Here is a 12,544-nt window from a genome sequence, read left to right on the forward strand (position 1 = left end):
GTCCGGGCTGGTGAGCCTGTCCGATCGACGCGGACGCTGGAACGACGCTCGGATTCCTCCGCGTACCGTGCACCTCGTCACCGGGGACCTGCCCCGGTGGACGCAACGAGCGGAGGCAGTCATGCGCGCAGTCGTCTACAACGGACCCCACGACGTCAGTGTGGAGGAGGTGCCCGATGCGACCATCGAGCGACCGACCGACATCCTCGTGCGGGTGACCGCCACGAACATCTGCGGTTCCGATCTGCACATGTACGAGGGTCGCACCGACATCGAGACCGGCAGCGTCTTCGGCCACGAGAACCTCGGCGAGGTCATCGCGGTGGGTGACGGCGTCGAGAAGGTCCAGGTCGGCGAGCGTGTCGTGCTCCCGTTCAACGTGGCATGCGGCTTCTGCAAGAACTGCGAACGCGGCTGGTCGAGCTTCTGTCTCACGATGCAGCCGAAGCCGGATGCCGCCGGCGCCGCCTACGGGTACGCCGACATGGGCCCGTACCGCGGCGGCCAGGCGGAGCTGTTGCGCGTCCCGTTCGGCGACTACAACGCACTCCGGCTCGGCGAGGACTCCGTCGAGAAGGAGAACGACTACGCGATGCTCTCCGACATCTTCCCGACGGGATGGCACGGCACCGAGCTCGCCGGCGTGAAGCCCGGCGACACGGTCGTGGTCTACGGCGCGGGTCCCGTCGGGTTGATGGCGGCCCTGTCGGCCACCATCAAGGGCGCGGCGCGGGTGTTCGTCGTCGACCGCCAGGCGGATCGTCTGCGGCTTGCCGAGTCGATCGGCGCGATCGCGATCGACGACTCGAAGGTCGACCCGGTGCAGACCGTCCTCGACGCGACGCTCGGCCTCGGAGCCGACTGCGGCGTCGAAGCCGTGGGCTACCAGGCGCACGACGGCCAGGGGAACGAGCAGCCGAACCTGGTGCTGAACCGCCTGATCGCCTCGGTCCGCTTCACGGGCGGCATCGGCGTCGTCGGCGTGTACCTCCCGGAGGACCCGGGAGCGTCCGACGAGCTCGCCAAGAAGGGGCAGATCGCGCTCGACTACGGCACGTTCTTCTTCAAGGGCCAGCACATGGGCACTGGTCAGGCCCCGGTGAAGCGCTACAACCGGCAGTTGCGCGACCTGATCGCCGGCGGCAAGGCGGAACCGTCCTTCATCGTCAGCCACGACCTGCCCCTGGAGCAGGCACCCGACGCGTACAAGCACTTCGACGCACGCGACGACGGCTGGACCAAGGTGGTGCTGCACCCCACTTCCGCCTGAGTCCCGGTCCGGGTCAGCCGCGGTGCGTCCTACCATGCGCGTCTGCCCGGGGGGTGTCCGTGTCGCCGTGCGGGCACCCTCGGGCCTGACCGTGCACCTGTGCGCCAGACCGTCACGACATGGACGCTCACGAGGAACGGAACCCGACGACCCTGAAGGAGGTCCCGGAATGACTGATCGGTACTTGCGGTACGGCCCGGACGTGGAGCAGGAGCAACCGCACGAGGCGGAGGACATCGCGGCGCTCCGTGAGACGTTCGCGGAGATCCGGGCCGAGGCGTTCGAGAAGCTCCGGCATGCGGTACGGGATGCGCACGCGAAGAGCCACGGAGTCCTGCGTGGGACGTTGCGCATCGCTGATGGCCTCCCGGCGGAGCTTCGTCAGGGACTGTTCGCCCGGTCCGGAGACCACCCGGTCATCGTTCGGTTCTCGACCGCCCCGGGCGACATCGTCTCCGACGGGGTCGGTTCGGCCCTCGGGATGGCGATCAAGGTGCTCGAGGTCGACGGGCCGAAGGTCCTCCCGGGCGACCCGCAGCCGCGGACGCAGGACTTCCTCCTCGTGAACCACCCGACGATCTCATCCGGGGACGTCCACACCTACCGACGGGACCAGGCGGTGTTGCTGCAGACCTCGAAGGCGCCGGAGAGTGTGCAGCTCGTGGCCACCGCCGCGATGCGTGGTGCTGCGAACGTGCTGCGGGGCGTGGGTGTCGACCGGACGGGAGGGCCGGCCGGGCAAGCGAAACCGCACGTGCATCCACTCGGGGAGACGTACTGGTCGCAGGGAGCGCTCCGGTACGGTGACCATGTCGCCAAGGTCTCGGCGGCCCCGGTGTCGGGGAACCTCACCGATCTGACCGGTGAGCACGTCACCGTGCGAGAACCGTCCGCGTACCGGGATCTGACGAGTGCGTTCTTCACCGAGGGCGGGGGGATCTGGGAGCTCCGGGTGCAGTTGGCCACCGACCTCCACACGACGCCTGTGGAGGACGCCTCGGTGCCCTGGCCGGAAGACGTCACGCCGTACCGTGCCGTCGCGACCCTCGTCATCGATCCGCAGGACTCCTCGTCGCCGCCCCGACGCGTGTTCGGTGACGACGATCTGTCGTTCAACCCGTGGCACTGCCTCGTCGAGCACCGGCCGCTCGGCTCGATCCAACGGGTCCGGCGACCCGTGTACGACGACTCGACGACGTACCGCTCGATGATGAACGCTCGGCCGCTCGGCGAACCGGACGGGGTCGACCAGATGCCGAGCTGATCGTCCGAGTCTGCGTCCGATCGACGCGGACGTCGGAACGTCGCCCGGTGACGCAGTCGCAGCAGTCTCACGTCAGCGCAACGACCGGATCATGCCCTGGAGCGCGCGGAACGCACCGGCCTGCTCGGCAGCGCTCATGCCGCCGAGCATCCGCACCTCCACCGACCGCACGGCCGCACTCGCCGCCGCGAGGTGCTCGCGGCCGCGATCGGTGAGCTGGGTCGGGAGCGCCTTGCCGACCGGTGCCGCGGACGGACGGGTCACGACGCCGTCCCGTTCGAGGGCCTGCAACAGCACGTTCATCGACTGGCGCGTCACGAAGGCGCCGCGGGCCAACTCGGAGTTCGACAGGCCCGGCCGCTGCGCGAGCAGCTCGAGGCACGAGTAGTGCGTGACGGTCATCCCGAGCGGACGGAGCACTGCCTCCATCGCGGCACGGAGTGCGCTCGAGGCCTCCTTCAGCAGGTAGCCCAGGGACGTCTCGAGATCGATCGCGGCCGCGTCTTGACTCATGTCAGTATTCTGACATAGGTTGGTCGATGTCAGAAGACTGACACGATACGACACCAAGGAGCACACCATGCCCGTCACCGGCCCCGACTTCATCTCCCTGCAGGCTCGCGACCTCGAAGCATCGCAGACGTTCTACGAGCAGTACCTCGGCCTGGTCCGGTCCCCCGCCGGCCCGCCGCACGCCGTGGTCTTCCAGACGACCCCGATCGCCTTCGCCCTCCGCGACGTCGTGCCCGGCACCGACCTCGACGCGGTCCCGCAGCCCGGCATCGGTGCCGCCGTCTGGCTGCACGCCACGGACGTCCAGGCCATCCACGACGCGCTCCTCGCCGACGGACACACCATCGTCGCCGCTCCGATCGACGGCCCGTTCGGCCGGACCTTCACCTTCGCCGACCCGGACGGGTACCACGTCACGCTCCACGACCGCGCCTGACCCCGGGGACCGCGCCTGACCCCGGGACCGCCCCCGACCCCCGGGACCGCTCCTGACGGCGGGTCGGGGGGCGACCGGCTCCCGGACGGGAGGCGCGGTGCGGGCCCGCCGCGCGCCTCCCGTCCGGTCCGTGGTCACGACCCGTCGGGTGCCGGACTACCCCTTCAGGCCCGCCGAGGCCATGGTCGCGACGAACTGCTTCTGCGCGAACAGGAACAGCAGGATGAGCGGCAGGGTCGCGACGACGTTGCCGGCCATGAGCAACGACCAGTCCGTCCGGCGGACGCCCTGGAAGTTCGTGAGTCCGAGCTGCAGCGTGAAGGCGTGCTCGTTGTTGATCGCGACGAGGGGCCACACCAGGTCGTTCCACGAGCCGAGGAGCGTGAAGATCGCGAGCGTGGCGAGTGCCGGCCGGGCGAGCGGGAGCACGATCCGGAAGAACACCTGCAGCCGCGTGCACCCGTCGATCATCCCGGCCTCCTCGAGCTCGGCCGGGAGCGACAGGAAGAACTGACGCATCAGGAAGATCCCGAACGCGGACGCGAGCCACGGCACGATGGCCGCGCCGAGGTGGTCCACCAGGTGGAGCCGCGCGAACATCACGTACGTCGGGATCATCAGCAGCTGCGACGGGATCATGATCGTGGCGAGGACCGCGAGGAACCCGAACGTCCGACCCGGGAACCGCAGGCGGGCGAACCCGTAGCCGGCGAGCGAGCAGAGCACGAGGTGCGAGACGATGGCGGACGCCGAGACGATGACGGTGTTGAGCAGCCAGTGCAGGATGTCCGACTCGGCGAACAGCCGGTCGTAGCCGTTCATCGTGAACTGCGTCGGGATGAACGGCGGCGGGAACTTGTTGATCTCCGACGCCGGCTCCAGCGAGGTCAGGAACATCTCGATGAACGGCAGCAGGAACACGAACGACACCGGCACGAGGAACAGGTGCCAGGGGCTGAACGGCCAGCGGCGGCGACGGACGGTCGGGCGGCGCAGTCCGGCGACGGCGACGGCGTCGCGTCGGGTCGGGGTGCTGAGGACACGGGTCTCGACGGACATCAGAACGAGCTCCTCCCGGCGCGACGCTGCACGAGCGTGACGACGACCGTCACGATCAGGGTGACGAAGAACATCGCGTACGCGATCGCGGATCCGTACCCGAACTGCAGGCTCTGGAACGCCGTCTTCCACAGGTAGTAGACGATGGTCTGCGTCGCGTCGAGCGGACCACCGCGCGTCGTGGCGTACACGAGGTCGAACAGCTGGATCGCCTGCAGCGTCTGGTAGATCGCGACGAAGGCCGTCACCGGTCCGAGCTGTGGCCACACCACCCGCCAGAACGTCTGCCAGGCGTTCGCGCCGTCGATCCTCGCGGCCTCGATGACGTCGGCCGGCACGTCCTGCAGGGCCGCCAGGTAGATGACCGTCGTGAACGCCGCCTGCCCCCACAGCGACATGATGATGATCACGACCATCGCCTCGCCGCGGTCCTCGAGCCAGCCCTGCTGCGGCAGGTGGAGCACCCGCAGGACGTTGTTGATGATCCCGAACTGCGGGCTGAACAGGTACGTCGTCAGGATCCCCGTCGCTGCCGCCGACGCCACGAACGGCACGAAGATCGCGGTCCGGTAGAGGCCGATGAACCGGATCCGCCGGTTGAGCGCCACGGCGAGGAACAGGCCGAGGAGCAGGGACGCAGGGACGAACAGCACCGTGTAGAGCACCGTGTGCAGGACGGCGGCCTGCACACCGGCGTCGGTCACGAGGTCCTGGTAGTTCTGCGTGCCGACGAACGAGGCCGGACTGAACCCGTCCCACGACTGGAACGAGAGGATGAGTGCCCAGACCCCCGGGAACAGGGTGAGCCCGAGCACGATCACCAGTGCGGGGGCGACGAAGCCCCAGCCGGCGAGGCCTTCCCGGGTCCGGCGGGCCGACTGACCCCGCCGGGCTCGGTCGTCACCCGGTGCGGTGTGCTCGCGTCCGGTCGGTCGCAGTGCGAACGTCGTCATGGGATGTCCTCCTAGCCCTGGCGGAGCGCCTTGTCGGCGGCGACGGTCGCCGTCCGGAGTGCCTCGCGTGGTCGGCCGTCGCCCTGGAGCACGCGCGCGACGGCGTCGCCGAATGCCTCGGACAGGCCGTTGTAGCCCGGGACGGTCGGCCGGGTCTGTTTCGCGTTCGCCGAGTTCGCCTGCATCGTCGCCAGTCCCGGCAGTGCCTCGGCGGCCTTGCGGAACGCGTCGCTCGACGCCTCGCTCGACCGGAGGGGCAGGTTGCCGACGGCGATGTTGAACCGCTCGTCCTGCTCCTTCGACGTCAGCCACCGCACGAAGTCCTTCGCCCAGTAGGCGCGGTTGACGTCCTTGTTGTCGAACAGCGTCCAGAGGTCCGGCCCGGACACCGTCTGGTGGTCCCCGTTCGTGCCCGGCAGCTGGACGACGCCGTACGAGGTCCCGGCGGTCTTCAACGCCGAGAGCTCCCACGGTCCGGAGGTGATCATCCCGATCCGGTCGCTCTCGAACAGCTGCGCGAACTTGGTGTCCGTCTGGTCCAGGTACACGCTCTCGTCGTCGACGGCCATGCGCTGCAGGAACGTCAGGGCGTCGACCCCCGCCTCGGAGTCGAACGCGGCGCGCTTGCCGTCCTTCGTCAGGATCGAGCCGCCGTTCTGCCACAGGTGGGGCCACATCTGCCAGGTGGTCTCCTCGCTCCCCGAGACCGAGTAGCCGTACCCGTACGTGTGGCTCGTCGGGTCGGTCAGCTGCTTCGCGGCGCGGCGGAAGTCGTTCCAGGTCCAGTCCGCCGTCGGGTAGGCGACATGGGCGCGGTCGAAGATCGTCCTGTTGTAGAGGAGGGAGATGTTGTCGACGACGGCGGGGAACCCGATGACCTTCCGGCCGGTCGGCTGTGCGGTGCCGCGCGCCGCCGCGGTGAACTCGTCCCAGTGCAGGTCCGGGTCGGCGATCTCGTCCCGCAGGTCGAGCGTGCGCCCGGACCGCTCGAGCTGGCTCGCCCAGGACCCGAAGGTGTAGGAGATGTCCGGGGAGTCGTTCCCGGCGAACGACGCGGCGAGCTTCTGCAGCAGCTCGTCGGTCGAGGACGCACCGGGGGACATGTCGATCGAGACGTTCGGGTGGTTCCGCTGGTACTCGGCGACGAGCGCCTGCAGCAGCTTCTCCGCCTGGTCGCTCTGCCCGGACCACATCGTCAGGCGCACGGGTGCCGCCGGGTCGAGCTTCGTGGCGCCCGGGGTGGCGCAGCCCGCGAGCGCGGTCGACGCGGCCACGGCGAGCATCGCGCCGATCGCCGACCGCCGCGTCCACTCCGCGGGGCGGCCTCCTGGTCGAGTCATCGTCGACTCCTTCCGTCGTCGTTCGGGGACGACCATGTGCGTCGGGTCGGCCGTCGTGGTTCCGGGGCGACGGCCGAGGTTCGGGTGGGACCGGTCAGATGGCCGACGTCGGGACCTGCACGCGCAGGGGTTCCGGCAGGAGGTCACCGTGCGCGGCGACCATGTCGTTGCAGAGGTCCCAGATCTGCTCCGGGGTCAGGGTCGAGGACGCGTTCGGGTCCATGAGCACCGCCTGGCGGACCGCGACCGGGTCACCCGTCAGTGCCGCGTGCACGGTGAGCTCGTTCACCGACACGTACGGCCGGTTGAGCGCCGCGGCCTGGACGGGCAGATTCCCCATCGGCTGCGGAGCGATGCCCGCGGCACCGACCGTCGTCGGCACCTCGACCACACACCCGGCGGGCAGGTTGTCGATGAGCCCGTCGTTGACGACGTTCGCGTGGATCTCCCGCTCGGTCCCGGTCACGAGCGAGTGGATCACCTGGGGGGCGTACTCCGCGGCCTCGTCCTCGAGGTGCAGTGGCGTCCCCGCGGCGAGCGCCCGTTCGGCGGCCTCGAACTCGGCGACGTTGTCCTCGGAGATCCCGATGTACTCGAGCGGCCGGAGCCGGAACCGTTCGATCTGGTCGGCCGAGCGGAGGAACCACGACAGGTACTCGGAGGAGTGCTCGCTCGTCTCCGTCGGGTAGTACCCGATGCGACGGAACACCTCGACGCGCACGCGCCGCTCGAGCTCGGGGTCCTGGCGGATGCGCTCGCGGAGGCGTGGGTAGAGGTCCTCGCCGTCGGCGGTCCACTCCAGGAGCCAGGCCTGGTGGTTCACGCCGGCCGCCCGGAACCGGGTCTGGTCGACGTGGAGCCCGACGAGCTCGGCGAGGTCGTGCGCCGTCCAGTAGACGCTGTGGCACAGTCCGAGCGCCGTGATCTCGGGCGCGACGACGTCGGCCCACCAGATGTTCATGGCCATCGGGTTCGTGTAGTTGAGGAGGATCGCGGCCGGGGCGACCTCGCGCATGTCGGCGGTCAGCCCGCTCAGGAACGGGAACGTGCGGAGCGCGCGGAACACCCCGCCGACACCGGTCGTGTCGCCGATCGTCTGGTGCAGGCCGTACCGTTCCGGGATCTCGAGGTCGGTCCGCGTCGCGGCGATGCCACCGATCTGCACCATGTCGACGACGAAGTCCGCGCCGGCGAGGGCTCGACGCCGGTCCGTCGTGGCCGTGATGTCGATCGGCCTGCCGAACCGCTCGCTCACCTGGTGGGCCGTGCCCTCCGCGACCGCGAGGCGACGCTCGTCGACGTCGAAGAGGCAGAGGTCGAGCCGGGGCAGGTCGTCGTAGCGGAGGAGGTCGGCGAGCAGCTGCCGGGTGAAGACGACGCTGCCCGCCCCGATGAACACAACACGGGTCATGGGGACGAATATCGGCGAGGCCGTGCGGCGGCACAAGCGGATCGAGCGAACCAGTCAAGGGGAATGAGTGGTGACGCCCCCCGAGGTCGCCGTCAGACCACGAAGACGTCCACGCCGGCCGCCCGGATCGCGGCCACCGCGTCGGCGGGCGCCTGGTCGTCGGTGACGAGCACCGCGACGTCCCGGATGTCGCCCATGGGTGCCGTCGTCCGGCGGCCGACCTTCGAGCCGTCGCACACCACGACGACCCGCTCAGCACCCGCGACCATCATCCGGTTCGTGCGCGCCTCGGTGTCGTCGTGCGTGGTGATCCCGCCCTCGGCGCTGATGCCGTCGGTGCCGAGGAACGCCGTGGCGACCGTCGACGCTGCGAACGCCGCCTCGGCGAGGGGACCCACCGCCTCCAGGGAGGCCCTGCGGAGCGTCCCACCCGTCAGGATCGTCGTGACGTGCGGGCTGCGGGACGCCTCGAGGGCGATCGTCACGGCGTTCGTCACGATGGTCAGTCCGTGCCGGTCGCCGAGCGCACGGACGACCGCCTGCGTCGTCGTGCCGCCGCTCACCGCGATCGCCTGCGGCCCCGGCGGCAGCAGGCGCGCTGCCAGCCGGGCGATCTTCTGCTTCGACTCGCTGGCCTCCGACCCGCGCATCATGACGGGCATCTCGGTGAGCTCCCCGGCCGGCCGGACCCGCCCGTACGTCCGCGCGACCAGTCCGCGGGCGTCGAGCTCGCTGAGGTCGCGCCGGAGTGTCGCGGCCGACACCCCGAGCCGTCCGATGAGGTCCTCGGTCCCGGCCTCGCCCTCGGCCCGGAGGATCGCGAGGATGTCGCGCATCCGGTCCCGGCGCTTGCGGGTCACGTCGGAGATGTCGCTCGTCATGGACACATCATCTTGCACGGTCGGCGGTCGAACCGCTCATTCCGAACGCTCGGATCCCGCGTCCACGTAGCCCTCCGGTCGGTCCGTCACGCACACTTGCGACAGCGACGGCCCGCCGGCGCGTCGACTCGAACCACCGCACCACGAGGAGCCCCCGTGACCGTGACCCCTGCGACCCGCGCGGTCGAGACGGCGACCCACGCCGAGATCCTGCAGCAGCCCGGCAGCTGGCACCGTCTCGCCGCGTCGATCACGGACCTCCGTGCGGGCCTCGACGGCTTCCTCGCCCCGGTCCTCGCCACCGACGGACTCCGCATCGTCCTCACCGGCGCCGGGACGTCGGCGTTCGTCGGCGACATCGCTGCCGAGACGCTCCGACGTCGCCTCGGCCGCCGGGTGGACTCGGTGGCGACGACCGACATCGTCTCGGACCCGCACGGCGTGTTCGCCGAGGACGCCCCGGTGCTCCTCGTCTCGTTCGCGCGCTCCGGGAACAGCCCGGAGAGCATCGCCGCCACCCGGATCGTCGACGCCGTCGCGCCAGGCGCGCACCACCTCGTGATCACGTGCGATCCGCAGGGCGTCCTCGCCCAGGAGCACCGGTCGGCCGACCGATCGTTCGTCCTCGAGATGCCGGCCGAGACGAACGACACGGGGTTCGCGATGACCTCGAGCTTCTCGACGATGCTCCTCGCTGCACTGCTGACCTTCCTGCCCGACCAGGCGGACGCCGTCGACCGGCTCGCGGAGGCGGCCGGCTCGCTCATCGACCAGGAGGCGCGGATCGCGTCGTTCGCGGACGGTGTCGAACGCGTCGTCTACCTGGGCAGCGGCGCGCTCCGCGGCGCCGCACGGGAGTCGGCGCTCAAGCTGCTCGAGCTCACCGCAGGCCGGGTCGTGTCCTTCTTCGACTCCCCGCTCGGCTTCCGGCACGGTCCGAAGGCGGTGATCGACGGCAGCACGCTCGTCGTCGTGCACGGCTCTTCCGACGCCTACACCGCCCGGTACGACACCGACATCCTCCGGGAACTCCGCGGCGACGGGGCGGTCCGCGTCGTGTCGGTCGGGGTCGCGGACGACGCGGACGGCTTCCCGCTCGACGGCATCGCCGACCTCGACGACGGGTTCCGGGCGGCCGCCACGGTCGTGTTCGCGCAGCTCCTGGCCCTGTCGGCATCCGTGCAGCACGGGTGCACGCCGGACAACCCGTTCCCGAGCGGCACCGTGAACCGCGTCGTGCAGGGCGTGATCATCCACGACCTGGCCGAGGACGCCGCGGAGTGACGTCGCTCTGGCTCGGGGTGGACGGCGGCGGCACGAAGACCGACTTCCTGCTGGCGGACGACCAGGGCCGCACGGTCGCCGAGACCCGGCAGCCGTCCTGCTACTACTTCGACACCGGACTCCGACTCGTGTCCGAGGTGCTCGGTGCCGGCGTCCGCTCGGTGACCGGACAGGCCGGGATCGGCCCGGCCGACATCGCGTTCGCGCACTTCGGCCTCCCCGGGTACGGCGAGGCGAGCCAGGACACGGCGGCCCTCGACGCGATCCCGGCGGAGTCCCTCGGCCACCACCGCTACACCTGCGGCAACGACATGGTGAACGGGTGGGCGGGGTCGCTGGCCGGTGCCGACGGTGTCAACGTCATCGCCGGGACGGGGTCGATGGCGTACGGCGAACGGGACGGCCTGACCTCCCGCGTCGGCGGGTGGAGCGAGGTCTTCGGCGACGAGGGCTCCGCGTACTGGATCGCGACCCGGGGCCTCGCCGCGTTCTCCCGGATGGCGGATGGTCGACTCCCGCGCGGGCCGTTGTACGGGATGCTCCGCGACCGGATCGGTGTGACGACGGACCTCGACGTCATCGGCGTCGTCGTCGACGCCTGGGGCGCGTCCCGCACCGCCGTCGCGGACCTCGCGAAGGTCGTCACCGCGGCCGACGAGGCCGGCGACGACGCCGCCGCGGAGATCGTCCGGCAGGCCGTGTCCGAGCTCGCGCTCCTCGTGACGACCGCGGTCACGGCGCTGCAGTACGGCGCGGACGAGGTCGTCCCGGTGTCCTGGTCCGGCGGGGTCTTCTCGTCGGAGCGGTTCCGTGCGGCGTTCGCCGACGAACTCGCCGACCGGGCACCGGAGTGCGACCTGCGAGCGCCGGTGCACGGGCCGTCGCTCGGGAGCGTCCTGTACGCGATGCGGCAGGCCGGTGCCACGATCCCCGTCCGCCTCGGCGCGGACGCTCAGCCCGGGGTCTGAGCCCGGTCGGGTCCGCTGCCGTCCCGTCGGAGCCGGGCGACGCTCGCGACGGTCGCCCCGGCCATCGCGACGACGATCACCACGAGGGAGACCCAGGTCGGGATCTCCGGCGCCCACTCGACGTGCTCCCCCCCGTTCAGGAACGGCAGCTCGTTCCCGTGCAGCGCGTGGAGGACCAGCTTGACGCCGATGAACGCCAGGATGAACGCGATCCCGTACTTGAGGTACTCGAGCCGCTCGAGGAGCCCGCCGAGCAGGAAGTACAGCTGTCGCAGCCCCATCAGGGCGAACACGTTCGCGGTGAACACGATGAACGCGCTCTCGGTGATGCCGAAGATCGCCGGGATCGAGTCGAGGGCGAACAGCAGGTCGGTCGTGCCGATGGAGACCAGGACGATCAGCAACGGCGTGAAGTGCCGGGTGCCGTCCGCGGTCGTCCGCAGCTTCATCCCGTCGAACGTGTCCGTGATGCGCACCCGGCGCCGCAGCAGTCGGATCAGCAGGCTGTCCTGCTGCCCGTCGTCGTCGTCGTCGCCGCGGAGCTGCTGGATCGCCGTCCACACGAGCCATGCGCCGAACAGGTAGAAGATCCAGGAGAAGTCCTCGATGAGCTGCGCGCCGACGAGGATGAACACCCCGCGGAGCACGAGCGCGATGACGATGCCCAGCATGAGGACCTCTTGCTGGATCTGCCTGGGCACCGCGAACCGCGCCATGATGATGACGAAGACGAAGAGGTTGTCGATGCTGAGGCTGTACTCGGTCAGCCAACCGGCGACGAACTGCCCCGCGGCGTCACCGCCCGCGAACACGGCCATGGCGACGGCGAACACGAGCGCGAGTCCGACGTACAGACCGACCCACGACCCGGACTCCCGCAGCGTCGGCACGTGCGGTCGACGCGCGACGATGAGCAGGTCCGCGAGCAGGATCGCGACGATCGCCACCATCGAACCCACCTCGAACACCACGGGGAGCTCGGGCATCCACCACTCTCCTCGTCTCGACGGCGCTCGGTCGGCGCTCGGGTCGGTGCACGCGCTCATGGCGGCACGTGCACATGGAGGCGCGCAGCGCGCCCGGTCGCAGGCACCGTTCCGACCCTAACGAAGCCCGGGCGGTCGCGCCCGACCGCGAGCATCGGTGCACCGCGGAACGCAGTTCC

12 protein-coding genes are annotated in these 12,544 nt (G+C 70.4%); 5 read left to right on the plus strand and 7 right to left on the minus strand.

The window, feature by feature from the left end; all coding sequences use genetic code 11:
- Positions 1–121 precede the first annotated feature (121 nt).
- Positions 122–1,270 carry a glutathione-independent formaldehyde dehydrogenase gene (locus ACO0E0_RS14460; protein ID WP_422872147.1) on the plus strand — a complete coding sequence of 383 codons (1,149 nt, stop codon included), beginning with the start codon at positions 122–124 and terminating at the stop codon, positions 1,268–1,270.
- Between the two features lie 169 nt (positions 1,271–1,439).
- Positions 1,440–2,534, plus strand: coding sequence for a catalase family protein (locus ACO0E0_RS14465; protein ID WP_422872148.1), 1,095 nt, complete (start codon positions 1,440–1,442; stop codon positions 2,532–2,534).
- Positions 2,535–2,606: 72 nt separating this feature from the next.
- On the opposite strand, the gene ACO0E0_RS14470 is transcribed toward ACO0E0_RS14465, so the two are convergent.
- Positions 2,607–3,047 (minus strand): MarR family winged helix-turn-helix transcriptional regulator, encoded by a 441-nt coding sequence (locus ACO0E0_RS14470; protein ID WP_422872149.1) that lies wholly within the window; start codon positions 3,045–3,047, stop codon positions 2,607–2,609.
- 67 nt (positions 3,048–3,114) lie between these two features.
- On the opposite strand from ACO0E0_RS14470, the gene ACO0E0_RS14475 reads away from it, so the two are divergent.
- On the plus strand, positions 3,115–3,483 hold the full coding sequence (locus tag ACO0E0_RS14475; protein ID WP_422872150.1) for a VOC family protein: 369 nt from the start codon (positions 3,115–3,117) through the stop codon (positions 3,481–3,483).
- 156 nt (positions 3,484–3,639) lie between these two features.
- Here the strand turns inward: ACO0E0_RS14475 and ACO0E0_RS14480 are convergent, their stop codons facing one another.
- The 5 genes from ACO0E0_RS14480 to ACO0E0_RS14500 form a co-directional block, all read right to left on the minus strand.
- On the minus strand, positions 3,640–4,542 hold the full coding sequence (locus ACO0E0_RS14480) for a carbohydrate ABC transporter permease (RefSeq protein WP_422872151.1): 903 nt from the start codon (positions 4,540–4,542) through the stop codon (positions 3,640–3,642).
- Positions 4,542–5,495 (minus strand): carbohydrate ABC transporter permease, encoded by a 954-nt coding sequence (locus ACO0E0_RS14485; protein WP_422872152.1) that lies wholly within the window; start codon positions 5,493–5,495, stop codon positions 4,542–4,544. Before ACO0E0_RS14485 ends, ACO0E0_RS14480 begins: the two co-directional genes overlap by 1 nt.
- Before the next feature lie 11 nt (positions 5,496–5,506).
- Positions 5,507–6,835 carry an extracellular solute-binding protein gene (locus tag ACO0E0_RS14490; RefSeq protein WP_422872153.1) on the minus strand — a complete coding sequence of 443 codons (1,329 nt, stop codon included), beginning with the start codon at positions 6,833–6,835 and terminating at the stop codon, positions 5,507–5,509.
- A 94-nt stretch (positions 6,836–6,929) separates the two neighbouring features.
- Positions 6,930–8,246: an alpha-galactosidase gene (gene melA, locus ACO0E0_RS14495; protein ID WP_422872154.1), complete on the minus strand. Its 1,317-nt coding sequence runs from the start codon at positions 8,244–8,246 to the stop codon at positions 6,930–6,932.
- A gap of 92 nt (positions 8,247–8,338) precedes the next feature.
- Positions 8,339–9,127, minus strand: a complete 789-nt coding sequence (locus ACO0E0_RS14500; protein ID WP_422872155.1) for a DeoR/GlpR family DNA-binding transcription regulator — start codon at positions 9,125–9,127, stop codon at positions 8,339–8,341.
- Between the two features lie 156 nt (positions 9,128–9,283).
- On the opposite strand from ACO0E0_RS14500, the gene ACO0E0_RS14505 reads away from it, so the two are divergent.
- Complete coding sequence (locus ACO0E0_RS14505; protein WP_422872156.1) at positions 9,284–10,411, plus strand: SIS domain-containing protein; 1,128 nt, start codon at positions 9,284–9,286, stop codon at positions 10,409–10,411.
- Positions 10,408–11,379, plus strand: a complete 972-nt coding sequence (locus ACO0E0_RS14510; RefSeq protein ID WP_422872157.1) for an N-acetylglucosamine kinase — start codon at positions 10,408–10,410, stop codon at positions 11,377–11,379. Before ACO0E0_RS14505 ends, ACO0E0_RS14510 begins: the two co-directional genes overlap by 4 nt.
- Here ACO0E0_RS14510 and ACO0E0_RS14515 read toward each other — a convergent pair.
- Positions 11,364–12,365: a TerC/Alx family metal homeostasis membrane protein gene (locus ACO0E0_RS14515; protein ID WP_422872158.1), complete on the minus strand. Its 1,002-nt coding sequence runs from the start codon at positions 12,363–12,365 to the stop codon at positions 11,364–11,366. The genes ACO0E0_RS14510 and ACO0E0_RS14515 overlap by 16 nt on opposite strands.
- Between the last annotated feature and the right edge of the window lie 179 nt (positions 12,366–12,544).

Origin of the sequence: Curtobacterium phyllosphaerae (genome assembly GCF_049341865.1) — a bacterium.
Taxonomy (GTDB): domain Bacteria; phylum Actinomycetota; class Actinomycetes; order Actinomycetales; family Microbacteriaceae; genus Curtobacterium; species Curtobacterium phyllosphaerae.

Bases quoted from the DNA above. Each gene is read 5' to 3' on its own strand.
- ACO0E0_RS14460 (WP_422872147.1), top strand. From the start codon at position 122: ATGCGCGCAGTCGTCTACAACGGACCCCACGACGTCAGTGTGGAGGAG.
- ACO0E0_RS14465 (WP_422872148.1), top strand. From the start codon at position 1,440: ATGACTGATCGGTACTTGCGGTACGGCCCGGACGTGGAGCAGGAGCAA.
- ACO0E0_RS14470 (WP_422872149.1), bottom strand. From the start codon at position 3,047: ATGAGTCAAGACGCGGCCGCGATCGATCTCGAGACGTCCCTGGGCTAC.
- ACO0E0_RS14475 (WP_422872150.1), top strand. From the start codon at position 3,115: ATGCCCGTCACCGGCCCCGACTTCATCTCCCTGCAGGCTCGCGACCTC.
- ACO0E0_RS14480 (WP_422872151.1), bottom strand. From the start codon at position 4,542: ATGTCCGTCGAGACCCGTGTCCTCAGCACCCCGACCCGACGCGACGCC.
- ACO0E0_RS14485 (WP_422872152.1), bottom strand. From the start codon at position 5,495: ATGACGACGTTCGCACTGCGACCGACCGGACGCGAGCACACCGCACCG.
- ACO0E0_RS14490 (WP_422872153.1), bottom strand. From the start codon at position 6,835: ATGACTCGACCAGGAGGCCGCCCCGCGGAGTGGACGCGGCGGTCGGCG.
- melA (WP_422872154.1), bottom strand. From the start codon at position 8,246: ATGACCCGTGTTGTGTTCATCGGGGCGGGCAGCGTCGTCTTCACCCGG.
- ACO0E0_RS14500 (WP_422872155.1), bottom strand. From the start codon at position 9,127: ATGACGAGCGACATCTCCGACGTGACCCGCAAGCGCCGGGACCGGATG.
- ACO0E0_RS14515 (WP_422872158.1), bottom strand. From the start codon at position 12,365: ATGCCCGAGCTCCCCGTGGTGTTCGAGGTGGGTTCGATGGTGGCGATC.